The following is a 14,037-nucleotide window of genomic DNA, read 5'->3' on the forward strand; positions in this document are numbered from 1 at the left end:
GTGCGAATGTCATAAAAATTTCACAGGAACAGGCCTTCACGCATGCTCCGCATGAGATCGGTGATCTTGTCGTCGGGCTTTTCCCACAGGATGATGCGCAATTCGACGACGAGATCGCCTCTGCTGCCGTCTTCCCGCAGCAATCCCTGGCCGGGAATCGCGATCGTCTTGTCCGAGCCCGACCAGGCGGGAACGGTGATGCTCAAAGGCCCGGCCGGGCCGTCGATGTGTGCCTCGGTGCCGAGCACGGCATTTTCGATACTGATCGGCAGTACGGCATGCAGGTCGAAACCATCGACGGTGAAGCGTGGATCGGGGGCGATGCGGATGTTGACGACGGCATCGCCGCGCTGCATGCCCGGCAGCTTGAAGCCTTGTCCCTTGAGCCTGATCTCGTGACCATCGGTCGTGCCCGCCGGCAGCGCGAAGCCGATTTCGCGGCCCTCCGGCAGCGACGCGGTGATCCAGCCGCTCTTCAGCACGTCGTCGATCGTGACCGTCGCCGTCGTCACCTCGTCGGGCGCTTTCTCCAGGCCGGTATCCTTGGCGCCGGTGAAACGGCGCACCAGCGATGTCAGGATGCTGAGCGGCAGCGACAGGTTGGCGCCGGCATTATTTGACGTCTCGCCGAGTTCCTCGTCGGCTTCGGCGGCCTCGCCATCCATGCGCTTGCCTGCTTCGGCCTGTGTCTGGCCCTGTGTTTGCTGAGAATGCGTCTGCTGATTCTGTGTTTGCTGATTCTGGGCCTGCTGGTTCGGGGCCTGCTGGGCGCGGCCTTGCGCCTGGCCGCCCGCCGCAGCGCGCGCCTGCGCGCCGAAAATGCGTTCCACCATCTCCTCGGCGCCTTCGCCGGCGCCGGTCTGCTGTCTCTGGCCGTCGGCCGCGGCCTTCTGGGCAGCCCGGGCAAGCTCTTCCATCACCCGCTCGGCATTGGCCTGCGCCGCCTTGGCGCGGGCCGCAGCCTCGCGCGCGGCCTGGCGCTGCTGCATGATCGTCTGTTCCTGCTTCTTGGCTTCCGCCATCCGCACGGCATTGTCGAACAGGCTGCGTTTGCGCGGGTCTCTCAGCGTTTCATAGGCGCGGCCGATCTCGGCGAACCGGGCCGTCGCCGTCGGATCACCCTGATTGTGATCGGGATGGGCTGCTTTGGCCATGTTGCGCCAGGCCGCCTTGATCTCGTCTGCCGCCGCGTCGCGCTTGACGCCCAGAATTTTGTAAGGATCGCGCATGTCAAAACCGCCGGTGTTGCGATGCGGGCGCCTGTCCTTGCCCGGCATCCCCGCCCAATATCGAAGTCCAATGTCAACATGTGAGGCGCCACCGGCCGCAAAGGCAGGGAGAGCCACTCTCGACACCGATCGTGCGGCCGAGTTGCTAATCACTTCTTATTTCTGTGGAGGGATGGGGAGTGTTTTGCCGTAAATGGTTAGCTCTTTGCTAAGCATTCGCCACAAAGCCGGCGGCCGTTAACCTGTCGGCGCGCCGAATCGCAGATTGAATCCTGCCGGATCAGCTTTCCCGCCGGAAATTAACTTTCCCGCCGGAAATTAACTTTCCCGCCGGAAATTAACTTTCCGGCTGGAAGCTCAGCAGCTGCCAATTGCCGCCGCCGACGAGGCAGGTCTTGCCGTAGAATTTGGCGATGCCGACATAGGAATGCCGCGTCGTGCGGAACTGCCTGCAGACCTGGCCCGATTCGTTGTTTTCGACGATCGTGTCGATGACGCCGGCGCTGCCGGTCGATGCATTCGCCCAGGGAAGCGGCTGGCCCTCGAGCTTGTGCACATCGGCCGAGGTCACGGCGTTGCGCACCGTCATTTCGTCCGAGAGCGTGTCGGTGCTCGGCGGCGTCTGCGGCACGGTGCCGGTGGCCACCGACCGATCGACCTTGGCTTCGCTCAAGAAATCCATCCCGCCCGCAAGGCAGCCGGAAAGCGACAGCATTGCGGCGCCGACAACCAGGAAGACGCTGCTGCGTTGCCGCAGGCCCTTTGTATGGCGATATGACTTTGCTATGACTTCCACCCTGCGTCCTGTCCAGTTTTCAAAAGCTGGGCGAGTTTTGAATAATCCGGGGCATTTGAACCAATATGTCGGCAAACGAGTTAACAAGCGGTGACTTTACCGAAAGTGGCGAGCCCTTCAAGCTCTTTGCCGAATGGCTGAAGGAAGCGGAGGCCTCCGAACCGAACGATCCCAATGCCGTGGCGCTGGCAACGGTCGACGAGCATGGTCTTCCCAATGTCCGCATGGTACTCCTGAAGGGATTCGACGATGACGGATTCGTCTTCTACACCAATTTCGAGAGCCAGAAAGGTCGCGAAATCTTGGGGCAGAAGAAAGCCGCCATGTGCTTCCACTGGAAAAGCCTGCGCCGCCAGGTGCGGTTGCGCGGACCTGTCGAGATCGTGAGCGACGCCGAAGCCGACGCCTATTTCAAGACGCGGGCGCGCGGCAGCCGCATCGGCGCCTGGGCCTCCAAACAATCGCGTCCGCTCGAAAGCCGATTCGCGCTGGAGAAGGCGGTGGCCGAATACACCGCCCGCTACGCGATTGGCGAGATACCCCGGCCTCCCTATTGGTCGGGCTTCCGCATCCGGCCGACCTCGATCGAATTCTGGAAAGATCAGAATTTCCGCCTGCATGACCGCATCGAATTCCGACGACCGTCGCCGGTCGGAGCGTGGGAAAAGGTGCGGATGTATCCCTGACCGCTTACCGACCCATCAGCTTCAGCGGAATGCCGGAGGCAAGCGCCGAGACGTAGCGCCGCTTCTGGTAGAAGCCGTTCAGCGACATGCGCGGGAGATAGTTGTTCGTACCTGCTGCCGGCAGCCCCGGTTGCGTGGTGACGGCGACCGAAAAGCCCAGCCGGCCGGCAAGCGCCGCCTCGCGGGCGGTCGCAGCTTCAGGCGTGCCGTAGGGATAGGCGATTGCGGCGGGACGGACGCCGGTCAGCGCCTCGACGTAATCGGCTGAAACCTCCATCTCGATCCGCGCTTCGGCCTCCGAGAGCCGGGCAAGGGCGCGATGGCTGATCGTATGGGAGCCGAGCGCTGCAAGCGGATGTCGGGCGAGCCGCTGCAATTGCGCCGGTCCCATCACCAGATCGCGCACGATATCGGTCGGCTCGATGCCGTTTTCCCTGGCCAGCATATCAAGGGTGGCAACGGCGCGCGCCTCGTCGAAGCGGTGGATATACCGGACGAAACGGTCGAAGGCCTCCCATTGCTGCCGCGGCCCGTCGAGCGCCAGCCGCTCGCTGCCGCGGCCGAAATCGAAGCGGATTTCTTTTGCCTGGCGCAACAGGACGGCGAGCGTTTCCCACCAGATGCTGTGGGAGCCTTCGGCAAAACCCTTGGTGACGAACACCGTGAAAGGCGCCCTATGTCGCTCGAATACCGGCAGCGCATGCTCCACGTTGTTGATGTAGCCGTCGTCCAGCGTAAAGGCCGCAAACGGCCTGCCGCCCTCGGGCTCGGCCAATAGCGCCGGCAACTGGTCGAGCCGCACGAAACGATAGCCGTCGCGGGTCAGCCGCCGCAGCGCGGCGTCGAGAAAGTGCGGGGTGATTTCGAGATGCGCGTTCGGCTCGAAGGCCTGGGCTACGTGCGGGCGGACATGATGCAGCGTGAAGATGACCCCGCGCCCGCGCGCCTGCCGCATCAGGCCGGCCGCCGCGATCAGCCAGGACGCCTCGAGCCCGGCGCCGATCGCCGCCCTTTTTGCCAGTCGCTTCAACTGCCCCGTCATGCGCCGCCCATTGCTTTTGCGCCAAACTAGCGATCCTAGCTTAAGCCTTGCTGTATACCGATTTCGCACAGCTTCTTTCGTTTTTTGTTAACCAAGACGATGAAAAGGCTAGAAAAATGGTAGGCGTTGCCGCAAAGTCGCGCCAAACTTGCGGCTTCTGTCACATTACGAGACATCGCCGGCCCATCGAGAGCCAGCGCATCAGGGGGAACTCCATGAGAAAGCTTTTGGCGGCTGTTTTGACCGTAACGCTGGCCGTTTCGGCGCCGCTTGCGGCTCTTGCCGGCAGCGCCTCGCTGATCCTCGATGCCCGGACCGGCAAGGTTCTCGCGTCCGAAAACGCCGATACGCTCAATCATCCGGCCTCACTGACGAAGATGATGACGCTCTATCTCACCTTCGAGGCGCTGAAACGCGGCAAGATCGCCTGGGATACGCCGATCGAAATGTCGAAATATGCCGCCTCCCGGCCGCCGACCAAGCTCGGCGTCAAGGCGGGCGGCACCATCACGGTGCGCGAGGCGGTCTATGGCATGATCGTCAAATCCGCCAATGACGCCGCCGCCGCCATGGCCGAGACGCTGGGCGGCTCGGAGAGCGGTTTTGCCCGGATGATGACGGCCAAGGCCCGCCAGCTCGGCATGAGCCGCACCGTCTTCGTCAATGCGTCGGGGCTGCCGAACAGCCGCCAGGTGACGACGGCGCGCGACATGTCGACGCTCGCCGTGGCGCTGATGAAGAATTATCCCAATGAATATCGCCTGTTCTCGATGGCAAGCTTCAGTTTCCGCGGCAAGACCGTGCGCGGCCATAACAATCTCATGTACCGCTACCAGGGCATGGACGGCATCAAGACGGGCTATACCAACGCGTCGGGCTTCAACCTCGTCAGTGCCGTCAGGGACGGCAACCGCCGCGTCGTCGGCGTCGTGCTCGGCGGCCGCACCGCCCGCAGCCGCGATGCCAGGATGGAGGCACTGCTCGACCGCTATCTCGGCCGCGCCTCGTCATCCGGCGGCGCCAGGCTGATGGCGAGCGTCGGCGCCAGGGAGCCGGTCGAAGTCGCGTCCGCCGCCGAGGCTTCCGATGTTCCGGTGCCGGCGAACGCGCCGCGCCCTGACGAAGATCTCGCAGCGAAGAGCCTGGCTTATGCTGATGACGCCGTCGTGCCGCTGGAGCGTCCTGTCGCGATGGACGAGATCCTGAATGCCGGCAAGACCGGCAAGGCTTCGGCCGAGAAAGCCGACGGAACCTGGCAGATCCAGATTTCAGCGGCGCCGAGCGCCGATGCGGCGCGGGCGCTTCTTGCCCAGGCACAGTCGGAAGGCGGCGCGCCGCTGGTCTCCGCCTCACCCTATACCGAGGCTGTCGGGCAGGGGGCGAACAGGATCTATCGCGCCCGCTTCGTCGGTTTCGCCAGCAGGGACGCCGCCGCCTCCGCCTGCGATGCGCTGAAACAGCGTTCCTATGATTGCATGCTGCTGCCCGATCACAGCTAATCGCGGCCGCCATATTCCACTCTGGACAAGCAGCGGGAATCAGCGTCTCCTCCATAAACAAAAGGAGAACATTGATGCTGCGCCGTCTCGCCGACCAGTTCGAAGCCGCTTCCTCTGCCCATGTCGCCGCCAATGGCATCGAGCGAGATGCCGACTGGTTCCTGTTGAAACTGCAGGAGGAAATGGGAGAGCTCACCCAGGCCTGGAACCGGCTGACCGGTCGGGGCCGTGCGAAGGGCCGCTCTCCTGAGGATATCAGGCGCGAGCTGGCAGACGAGACTGCCGACCTGCTCGGTCACCTCATGCTGTTTGCTCGCCGTAACGACATCGACCTCGCCGCCGCGATCGAGCGGAAGTGGCGGTTTCAGCCGAGCAGGTAAGAAATCGGGAGCGACATCAGAAGATTTTGCTCAAGCCGGTCACCAGCCAAAAGGAAAGCGCCGATATTATCGCCGCGGCCGGCAGGGTGATGATCCATGCGATCACGATGTTGCCGGCAAGTCCCCACCTGACGGCGGACACGCGCCGGGCGGCGCCGACGCCGATGATGGCGCCCGTAATGGTATGGGTGGTCGAAACGGGGATGCCGAGCCAGGTGGCGCCGAACAGCGTCAAGGCACCGCCCGTTTCGGCGCAGAATCCTTGCATCGGGTTCAGCCGGGTGATCTTCGAGCCCATCGTATGGACGATACGCCAGCCGCCGAACAAGGTGCCGAGCGCCATCGCCGCCTGGCATGAAATCACCACCCAGAGCGGCACGTGGAAGCTGCCACCCAGATAGCCCTGCGAGTAAAGAAGCACGGCAATGATGCCCATGGTCTTCTGGGCGTCATTGCCGCCGTGGCCGAGCGAATAGAGCGACGCCGACACGAATTGCAGGAAACGGAAGGACCGATCGACTGCAAAGGGTGTTTGCCGGATGAAGGTCCAGGTCACGGCGAGGATCAGGAACAGTGCCAGGAGAAAGCCGATCATCGGCGACATGACGATGGCGGCGGCAGTCTTGAGAAGCCCGCTCCAGACGATCGAGCTCAAGCCGGTTTTGGCAAGGCCCGCACCGACCAGCCCGCCGACGAGCGCATGGGATGAACTGGAGGGAATGCCGAAGATCCAGGTCACGACATTCCAGACGATGGCGCCGATCAGGGCCGCGAAAATCACCTGCGGTGTGACGATCGCCGGGTCGATGATGCCGGTGCCGAGCGTCTCGGCCACATGCAGGCCGAAGAACAGGAAGGCGATGAAATTGAAGAATGCCGCCCAGAAGACCGCATATTGCGGCCTCAGGACCCGTGTCGAGACGATTGTCGCGATCGAGTTGGCCGCATCATGCAGGCCATTGAGAAAATCGAACAGCAGCGCGATGCCGATCAGGCCGACAAGAAGCGGAAGTGCAAGGGCGGCATCCATCAGACATTCTCGATCACGATGCCGCTGATCTCGTTGGCGACGTCCTCGAAACGGTCGACCACCTTCTCCAGCTCGCCGTAGATCTCGCTGCCGATCATATAGGCCATTGCATTGCCGGCGCCGTGCCGGCGAAACAGATCCTTGAGCCCCTGCTCGTGCAGCTCGTCGGAGCGACCTTCCACCCGCGTGACCTGCTCGACGATGGCAGAAAGCCGCGGCGCATTGGCGCTTATGCGATCAAGCAAGGGAATGGCCTCGGCAATGAGATTGGCAGCCTCCACAACGGTCTTGCCCATCTCTTGCATCCGCGGGTCGAAGCTGGTCTGCTCGAAGAGCCGGATGGTTTTGACGGTCTTGTGCATCATGTCGATCGCATCATCCATGGATTGGATGAGATCCTTGATATCTCCGCGATCGAAAGGCGTGATGAAGCTCCGCCGGACGGCCTGCATGACTTCGCGCGTTATATCGTCGGCCTGATCTTCCAGCCGCACGATCGTTTCGCATTGACGATCGATCTCTATGCCCGACAGCAACCTGTCCAGAGCCTGTGCGGCGTCGACGATCGTTCTGGAATGTTGTTCGAAAAGGACGAAGAACCGGTCTTCGCGCGGCATCAACTTTCGAAACCAACCCAGCATGGACACCTCGTGATCTTTGGTCTGCGCTATAGGCGCAAGCCGTCCTAAACCGTATCCCATTGAAGAGATAGGGGTGAATTTCAGTTTATGACAGATTTGTGACGGCGCCGCCCTTGAAGTAGAGATATAGTTGAGGAACATTGGCGGCGCCCCCAACCTTGTTCAGCGTCTCAAGCTTCTTTTTCACGCTTGATCTATCGCTCAGGAGATTACCACGGCTTCCGCCACCAATGATGGCCGGCCGGCGGCGGCTGAAGCCAATGCCGAAGAAAGCTAGATCCTATCTCGGCCGGCTGGCAGGCGCGACCGATCAGCTCTTGAGGGGGGAAGCAATCGAGCAGTTTGCGGCGATCTGTTATCGAAAAGTCGGCGTTGGTTGATATCCTCCTGGTCACGTCGCGCGACAGCGGCCGCTGGATCATTCCCAAGGGCTGGCCTATTGCGAAGCTCGCACCCCACCAGGTTGCCGAGCGCGAGGCTTGGGAGGAGGCCGGGGTGAAGGGTAAGGCCAGGAAGCGCCCCTTTGGCTTCTACACCTATATCAAGACGCTGGCCAACGGGGAGCGCGTTCCTTCCGTCGTTCAGGTCCATCTCTTGCAAGCCGAAAAAATTGACGAGAAGTTTCCGGAGGAAAAACAACGAAACAGCCGATGGCTCCCGCCGCTCGAAGCCGCTGCTCTCGTCCGCGAGCCCGAACTGAAAAGCTTGCTCGGCAAGGTTGAAAGAGCGGTGGTGAAGCCGCCTAAAGCGTGATGCCGAATGTCGGGATGGCTCCAGCTCTTTCGTCAGCCGACCTTGTAGCGATAGAACTTGCTGTCCACCGCCATCAGCGGAAACGAGCGGGGCAGGGCGCCCTTGGCGATCTCGGTAAAGCCGTTCTTCTCGTAGAAGCGATGGGCGGCGACGAATTTGTCCGTCGTGCCGAGGAAGATATCGGTAAGGCCGGCATCTCTGGCGTGATCGAACAGACGCTCGAGAAGCCGCGCCGCCACGCCGTGTTCGCGGCCGCGAACCTCGGCGGCGACGAACATCTTGCGCAGTGCCGCCTGGTTGTTGCCGATGTCCTTCAGCCCAAGCGTGCCGACAATCGCGCCGTCCTTGACGGCGACCCAGAACTCACCTTTGCCGGACTGATAGAAATCCGGGATGACCCTGAGATCCGGCTGGGCATCGGCTGTGATGTCGATGCCGAACTCCTCGCGCTGGATCGGCAGGATCACCGACAGCACGTCATCGGCATCGCCGGCGGCAAAAGGTCTGATTTCGATCTCTGCCATCATGAAATCCTCAGCCTCAGGTCTGCGTGCCGCCGACGGTGATCTGATCCATGCGCAGATGCGGCTGGCCGACGCCGACCGGAACCCATTGGCCGGCCTTGCCGCAATTGCCGATGCCGGTATCGAGCTTCATGTCGTTGCCGATCATCGACACCCGCTTCATCGCATCCGGGCCGTTGCCGATCAGCATGGCGCCCTTGATCGGTGCGCCGACTTTGCCGTTCTCGATGAGATAGGCCTCGGTGCAGCCGAAGACGAATTTGCCCGAGGTGATGTCGACCTGGCCACCGCCGAAGGAGACGGCATAGATGCCCTTCTTCACCGAGGCGATGATTTCATCCGGCGTCTTGTCGCCGCCGAGCATATAGGTATTGGTCATGCGCGGCATCGGCACATGGGCATAGCCCTGGCGGCGGCCGTTGCCGGTGGGCGCCATGCCCATCAACCGGGCATTCTGCCGGTCCTGCATGTAGCCGACGAGCTTGCCGTTTTCGATCAGCACATTGTAGCCGGACGGCGTGCCCTCGTCGTCGATTGTGATCGAGCCGCGGCGGTTGTCGATCGTACCATCGTCGACGACGGTAACGCCGGGAGCGGCGACGATCTGGCCGAGAAGCCCGGCAAAGGCCGACGTCTTCTTGCGGTTGAAATCGCCTTCCAGCCCGTGGCCGACGGCCTCGTGCAGCATAACCCCCGGCCAGCCGGAACCGAGAACGACATCCATGGTGCCGGCCGGCGCATCGATGGCTTCCAGATTGACGAGCGCCTGGCGCAGCGCCTCGTCGGCGCCGTATTGCCAGCTGCCCTCGGCAATGAAATCGCCGAAGCCGATGCGCCCGCCGCTGCCGTAGGAGCCGCTCTCCTGCCGCTCGCCTTCACCGACGACGACGGAAATATTGATGCGGGTCATCGGCCGGATGTCGCGCACGCGATGGCCGTCGGCACGCAGGATGTCGACGACCTGCCAGCTCGCCGCGACCGAGGCGGTTACCTGCCGCACCTTGTCGTCCTTGCCTCTGAGATAGGCGTCGATGTCCTGCAGGACCTTGACCTTCTCCTCGAAGCTCGGCTGGCCGATGGGATTCTGGTCGCCGTAGAATTTCTTGTTGGTGCCCTGGGGAGCGGCGGCATAGGTGCCGGAATAGCCGCGCGTCACCGCGCCGACCGCATCGGCCGCCCGCTTCAGCGCCGCCACCGAGAGGTCGCCGGCATGGGCATAACCCACGGCTTCGCCGGCAACGGCGCGCAGCCCGAAACCCTGTTCCGTATTGAAGCTGCCGCCCTTCAGCCGGCCATTGTCGAAGGTCAGCGCCTCGGCCTGGGCATGCTCGATAAACAGCTCGCCGTCATCGGCGCCGGCGAGCGCCTGGGCGACGAGACCACGCATCGTGGCTTCGTCGGCATCGAAAAGCGTCAGGAGATCGGTGGTCATGGTCTGGCTCCAATGGGCATGCGGTCGGGAATGCGCTCAGTCCCTAGATAGGGCTCTACCCGATAAAGAGTGAAGCCCCTGTCGCGGAATATTCTGTGTCGGGCAAGATTTCTAGGAGAAGGTGCCCGACGGGTGGGACGAAGAAGCGCGCGGCATATCTCTTCCCCCCTCGGGGAGAAGGTGCCGGCAGGCGGATGAGGGGGCCACACGGCACGCCCTCTCAACTCCTGTCCAACCACGCGATGGCAGCGACTTCAAGACAGTCGAGACCATGCCAGTGCGGCCGAAGTCCGGATGAACGTTCTTCTTATTGGAAGGCCGGCTTGCGGCCCCCTCATCCGCCCTCCGGGCACCTTCTCCCCGAGGGGAGAAGAGGGAGCCGAAAGGCCGCGGCACACATCACCTGATCTCAAGGCAGCGCGTCAAAACCCTCAGCAAAACCCTTGAGATCGACGGGAATGCCGATGCCTTCCTCAGGCGTCTGGAAGACGATGAAGGTGGCCTGGGCGCCGCTGCGGAAGGTCTTGAGCAGTTCGTCCTCGAGCACGACCTCGGCATAACAGCCGTCGGCGAAGCAGCGGACGAAATAGGCGCGGCCGATATCCTTGCCGTCGACATTGAGGCCGAGGCCGTTCGGCAGGAGCACGCCGAGCGGCGCCAGCACGCGCAGGATCTTCGATTTGCGGTCGGCCGTCTTCAGCACCACGACGGAAAGCCCGACCTCCGGCCGGTCCTCGGCGATGACGTTCTGCATCAGCGCGCATTGTTCCGTCGCCGCGCCGGCCGGCTTGTCGCAGACGACAGACCAGGCGCCGTGATTGGATTTCACCGTGCCCGGCGCCTGCGGCTGGGTCTGGCCGGGCGTCACCTGGATATTCGGGGCGGCAGCCGGGGGCTGCTGCGCCGGGGCAGGGGCGGCCGGTGCTGGTGTGGTGGGTTGGGCCGGGGAAGGGGCGGGTTGCTGTGCGAAGACGGGCGTCGTCGCTGCGGCCGCGATGCTGGCAGTCACGAGAAGCGACCGCGCGAGGGAACGGAAACCCATGGAAACCTCTGGATATCGAATCATTGCGGCTATTGTTGAAGCTGCCCACCGGAAATGAAAAGCCCCACCCCGTGAAAACCGGGGGACTGCGGCAGAAATTGGACCTTTGTCAAATAATGTACGGGGGGCGGATCGGCCGGAAAGGGCATTTTTCATATGCCGATGAAAAACTTGGGATGTTTTGCCGTTCGGCCTGCCTGTGCTTTAAGCAAAAATGCCGCATAGACAATTGCTCCTGCCTGTTGCGGCAAATGCCAAACTGTGGTTTGAAGCGCTGAAGATGGCAAGGATTCTGCGTTCGATTTTGCAGGTCAAGCGCTCGAGGGAGATAATAAGGTGATGAAGAAGGCTTATGCAGCTCTGACCGCACTGGTCTGTCTGCTTTTTGCTTCCGGCACATATGCCGACCAGCCGACGCCGTGGCAGGCGACGCTGCAGCCGGCAGCGACGCCGATTATGCGGGAAATTCATTGGTTCGAACAATATACCCTGTGGTTTATCGTTCCGATCACGCTCTTCGTTCTGATCCTGCTCATCGTCGTTTGCTTCAAGTTCCGCGCCGGCGCAAATCCGGTTCCGTCGCGCACGAGCCATAATACGCTGATCGAGGTCATCTGGACCGTGGGGCCGGTCCTGGTGCTGCTCTTCCTCGCCATTCCCTCGTTCAACCTTCTGACGGCGCAGCTGACGCTGCCCGAAAATCCTGACGTGACGATCAAGGCGACCGCCACCCAGTGGCAGTGGAACTATGAATATGAAGGGTCGGGCGACAGCCCGCTCGCCTTCGATTCCTACCTCTTGAAGGATCAGGATCGTGCGGCCGCCGGCAAGGAAGACAAGTCGGTCTATCCGAGACTGCTCGCCGTCGACAACGAATTGGTGCTGCCGGTCAACAAGACGGTCCGCGTTCTCGTGACGTCTGCGCCGACCGACGTCATCCATGCTTTCGCCATGCCGTCCTTCGGCATCAAGATCGACGCCGTGCCGGGCCGCCTGAACGAGACCTGGTTCAGGGCCGAGCGCGAGGGCCTGTTCTATGGCCAGTGTTCCGAGCTCTGCGGCAAGGACCATGCGTTCATGCCGATCGCCATCCGCGTCGTCTCCGAGGACAAGTACAAGCAGTGGCTGACCACGGCCGCCAGCGACCTGCCCGGCGCCTACAAGACACTCATGGCCGCAACCGATGGTCCCGCAAAGACCGTCGACGTTGCCGAAGCACAGTAATTAAAGGGGATCGGGACAATGGCTGGACCTTCCGCTCACGACGATCATTCTCACGCCCACCACGACCATGCGCATGATGATCACGATCACCATGATCACGGGCACAAGCCGAGCTTTGTCAATCGCTGGCTGTTCTCGACCAACCACAAGGACATCGGCACGCTCTACCTGATATTCGCGATCATCGCCGGCATCATCGGCGGCGCGTTGTCGGTGGCCATGCGCATGGAGCTGCAGGAGCCGGGCATCCAGATCTTCCACGGCCTGGCCTCGATGGTCTACGGCTATGAGGGCGATGCCGCCATCGACGGCGCCAAGCAGATGTTCAACATGTTCACGACGGCGCACGCGCTGATCATGATCTTCTTCATGGTCATGCCGGCGATGATCGGCGGATTTGCCAACTGGATGGTGCCGATCATGATCGGCGCCCCCGACATGGCCTTCCCGCGCCTGAACAACATCTCCTTCTGGCTGATCGTTCCGGCCTTTGCGCTGCTCCTGCTGTCGATGTTCGTCGAAGGCCCGGCTGGCGCCTACGGCACCGGCGGCGGCTGGACGATGTATCCGCCGCTGGCAACGAGCGGCACGCCTGGACCGGCGGTGGACCTGGCAATCTTCGCGCTGCATATCGCCGGCGCCTCGTCGATCCTCGGTGCGATCAACTTCATCACCACGATCCTCAACATGCGCGCCCCCGGCATGACGCTGCACAAGATGCCGCTGTTTGCCTGGTCGGTGCTGATCACCGCCTTCCTGCTCTTGCTGTCGTTGCCGGTTCTGGCAGGCGGCATCACCATGCTGCTGACCGACCGCAACTTCGGCACCTCCTTCTTCTCTCCGGAAGGCGGCGGCGACCCGATCCTCTACCAGCACCTGTTCTGGTTCTTCGGTCACCCCGAGGTCTACATCCTCATCCTGCCGGGCTTCGGCATGATCAGCCACATCATCTCGACCTTCTCGAGGAAGCCGATCTTCGGTTATCTCGGCATGGCCTACGCCATGGTCGCGATCGGCGCCGTCGGCTTCGTCGTCTGGGCCCACCATATGTATACGGTCGGCCTGTCGCTCGATGCGCAGCGCTACTTCGTCTTCGCCACGATGGTCATCGCTGTTCCCACCGGCGTGAAGATCTTCTCCTGGATCGCGACGATGTGGGGCGGCTCGATCTCGTTCCGCACCCCGATGATCTGGGCGATCGGCTTCATCTTCCTGTTCACGGTCGGCGGCGTTACCGGCGTCCAGCTTGCCAATGCCGGTCTCGACCGTTCGCTGCATGACACCTATTACGTCGTGGCTCACTTCCACTACGTTCTGTCGCTCGGCGCCGTCTTCGCGATCTTTGCCGGCTGGTATTACTGGTTCCCGAAGATGACCGGCTACATGTACAACGAGTTCCTCGGCAAGCTGCATTTCTGGGTCATGTTCATCGGCGTCAACCTGGTGTTCTTCCCGCAGCACTTCCTTGGTCTCGCCGGCATGCCGCGCCGCTACATCGATTATCCGGATGCCTTTGCCGGCTGGAACTATGTGTCCTCGATCGGCTCCTACATCTCGGCCTTCGGCGTGCTGATCTTCCTCTTCTCGGTCTTCGAAGCCTTCGCCAGGAAGCGCATCGCCGGCGAGAATCCGTGGGGCGAGGGTGCGACGACGCTGGAATGGCAGCTGCCTTCGCCGCCGCCTTATCACCAGTGGGAACAGCTGCCGCGCATCAAGTAAAGCGCGCGGAAAACCGGACGCCGCATTCGATACGGCGTCC

At 62.3% G+C, this 14,037-nt stretch carries 14 protein-coding genes; 6 read left to right on the top strand and 8 right to left on the bottom strand.

The window, feature by feature from the left end:
- Positions 1-20: 20 nt before the first annotated feature.
- Entirely contained in the window at positions 21-1,229 is a 1,209-nt protein-coding gene (locus AMK02_RS04860) for a J domain-containing protein (protein ID WP_064805933.1), read from the bottom strand.
- A 337-nt stretch (positions 1,230-1,566) separates the two neighbouring features.
- On the bottom strand, positions 1,567-2,025 hold the full coding sequence (locus AMK02_RS04865) for an RT0821/Lpp0805 family surface protein (protein ID WP_064800911.1): 459 nt from the start codon (positions 2,023-2,025) through the stop codon (positions 1,567-1,569).
- 65 nt (positions 2,026-2,090) lie between these two features.
- On the opposite strand from AMK02_RS04865, the gene pdxH reads away from it, so the two are divergent.
- Positions 2,091-2,711 carry a pyridoxamine 5'-phosphate oxidase gene (pdxH, locus tag AMK02_RS04870; protein ID WP_064800912.1) on the top strand — a complete coding sequence of 207 codons (621 nt, stop codon included), beginning with the start codon at positions 2,091-2,093 and terminating at the stop codon, positions 2,709-2,711.
- A 4-nt stretch (positions 2,712-2,715) separates the two neighbouring features.
- Here the strand turns inward: pdxH and AMK02_RS04875 are convergent, their stop codons facing one another.
- Positions 2,716-3,753: a polysaccharide deacetylase family protein gene (locus AMK02_RS04875; protein ID WP_064800913.1), complete on the bottom strand. Its 1,038-nt coding sequence runs from the start codon at positions 3,751-3,753 to the stop codon at positions 2,716-2,718.
- A 215-nt stretch (positions 3,754-3,968) separates the two neighbouring features.
- Here AMK02_RS04875 and AMK02_RS04880 point away from each other — a divergent pair, with 215 nt between their 5' ends.
- Together AMK02_RS04880 and AMK02_RS04885 are read left to right on the top strand one after the other, a co-directional pair.
- Complete coding sequence (locus AMK02_RS04880) at positions 3,969-5,252, top strand: D-alanyl-D-alanine carboxypeptidase family protein (RefSeq protein ID WP_064800914.1); 1,284 nt, start codon at positions 3,969-3,971, stop codon at positions 5,250-5,252.
- 74 nt (positions 5,253-5,326) lie between these two features.
- Positions 5,327-5,632 (top strand): pyrophosphatase, encoded by a 306-nt coding sequence (locus AMK02_RS04885; RefSeq protein WP_064800915.1) that lies wholly within the window; start codon positions 5,327-5,329, stop codon positions 5,630-5,632.
- 16 nt (positions 5,633-5,648) lie between these two features.
- Here the strand turns inward: AMK02_RS04885 and AMK02_RS04890 are convergent, their stop codons facing one another.
- Both AMK02_RS04890 and AMK02_RS04895 read right to left on the bottom strand, forming a co-directional pair.
- Positions 5,649-6,662 carry an inorganic phosphate transporter gene (locus tag AMK02_RS04890; protein ID WP_064800916.1) on the bottom strand — a complete coding sequence of 338 codons (1,014 nt, stop codon included), beginning with the start codon at positions 6,660-6,662 and terminating at the stop codon, positions 5,649-5,651.
- A complete protein-coding gene (locus AMK02_RS04895) occupies positions 6,662-7,303 on the bottom strand; it encodes a DUF47 domain-containing protein (protein ID WP_064800917.1) in 642 nt (213 codons plus the stop codon). The genes AMK02_RS04890 and AMK02_RS04895 overlap by 1 nt, the downstream gene beginning before the upstream one ends.
- A gap of 372 nt (positions 7,304-7,675) precedes the next feature.
- Between AMK02_RS04895 and AMK02_RS04900 the strand changes: the two genes are divergently transcribed.
- Complete coding sequence (locus AMK02_RS04900) at positions 7,676-8,056, top strand: NUDIX hydrolase (RefSeq protein ID WP_335726413.1); 381 nt, start codon at positions 7,676-7,678, stop codon at positions 8,054-8,056.
- 32 nt (positions 8,057-8,088) lie between these two features.
- Here AMK02_RS04900 and AMK02_RS04905 read toward each other — a convergent pair whose 3' ends face one another.
- The 3 genes from AMK02_RS04905 to AMK02_RS04915 all read right to left on the bottom strand — a co-directional run bounded on the left by AMK02_RS04905 (position 8,089) and on the right by AMK02_RS04915 (position 11,078).
- Entirely contained in the window at positions 8,089-8,580 is a 492-nt protein-coding gene (locus AMK02_RS04905) for a GNAT family N-acetyltransferase (protein WP_064805934.1), read from the bottom strand.
- Between the two features lie 16 nt (positions 8,581-8,596).
- Positions 8,597-10,012: a metalloprotease TldD gene (gene tldD / locus AMK02_RS04910; RefSeq protein ID WP_064800918.1), complete on the bottom strand. Its 1,416-nt coding sequence runs from the start codon at positions 10,010-10,012 to the stop codon at positions 8,597-8,599.
- Positions 10,013-10,421: 409 nt separating this feature from the next.
- Entirely contained in the window at positions 10,422-11,078 is a 657-nt protein-coding gene (locus AMK02_RS04915) for an invasion associated locus B family protein (protein ID WP_082929644.1), read from the bottom strand.
- Between the two features lie 315 nt (positions 11,079-11,393).
- Here AMK02_RS04915 and coxB point away from each other — a divergent pair, with 315 nt between their 5' ends.
- Together coxB and ctaD are read left to right on the top strand one after the other, a co-directional pair.
- Positions 11,394-12,278: a cytochrome c oxidase subunit II gene (gene coxB / locus AMK02_RS04920; RefSeq protein WP_064800920.1), complete on the top strand. Its 885-nt coding sequence runs from the start codon at positions 11,394-11,396 to the stop codon at positions 12,276-12,278.
- A gap of 18 nt (positions 12,279-12,296) precedes the next feature.
- On the top strand, positions 12,297-13,997 hold the full coding sequence (gene ctaD, locus AMK02_RS04925) for a cytochrome c oxidase subunit I (protein ID WP_064800921.1): 1,701 nt from the start codon (positions 12,297-12,299) through the stop codon (positions 13,995-13,997).
- Positions 13,998-14,037: the final 40 nt, after the last annotated feature.

The organism is Rhizobium sp. N731 (assembly GCF_001664145.1).
Classification (GTDB): Bacteria; Pseudomonadota; Alphaproteobacteria; order Rhizobiales; family Rhizobiaceae; genus Rhizobium; species Rhizobium esperanzae.

Coding starts and splice junctions, on each gene's coding strand:
- AMK02_RS04860 (WP_064805933.1), bottom strand. CDS start 1,229: ATGCGCGATCCTTACAAAATTCTGGGCGTCAAGCGCGACGCGGCGGCA.
- pdxH (WP_064800912.1), top strand. CDS start 2,091: ATGTCGGCAAACGAGTTAACAAGCGGTGACTTTACCGAAAGTGGCGAG.
- AMK02_RS04875 (WP_064800913.1), bottom strand. CDS start 3,753: ATGACGGGGCAGTTGAAGCGACTGGCAAAAAGGGCGGCGATCGGCGCC.
- AMK02_RS04880 (WP_064800914.1), top strand. CDS start 3,969: ATGAGAAAGCTTTTGGCGGCTGTTTTGACCGTAACGCTGGCCGTTTCG.
- AMK02_RS04885 (WP_064800915.1), top strand. CDS start 5,327: ATGCTGCGCCGTCTCGCCGACCAGTTCGAAGCCGCTTCCTCTGCCCAT.
- AMK02_RS04890 (WP_064800916.1), bottom strand. CDS start 6,662: ATGGATGCCGCCCTTGCACTTCCGCTTCTTGTCGGCCTGATCGGCATC.
- AMK02_RS04895 (WP_064800917.1), bottom strand. CDS start 7,303: ATGCTGGGTTGGTTTCGAAAGTTGATGCCGCGCGAAGACCGGTTCTTC.
- AMK02_RS04905 (WP_064805934.1), bottom strand. CDS start 8,580: ATGGCAGAGATCGAAATCAGACCTTTTGCCGCCGGCGATGCCGATGAC.
- tldD (WP_064800918.1), bottom strand. CDS start 10,012: ATGACCACCGATCTCCTGACGCTTTTCGATGCCGACGAAGCCACGATG.
- AMK02_RS04915 (WP_082929644.1), bottom strand. CDS start 11,078: ATGATTCGATATCCAGAGGTTTCCATGGGTTTCCGTTCCCTCGCGCGG.
- coxB (WP_064800920.1), top strand. CDS start 11,394: ATGAAGAAGGCTTATGCAGCTCTGACCGCACTGGTCTGTCTGCTTTTT.
- ctaD (WP_064800921.1), top strand. CDS start 12,297: ATGGCTGGACCTTCCGCTCACGACGATCATTCTCACGCCCACCACGAC.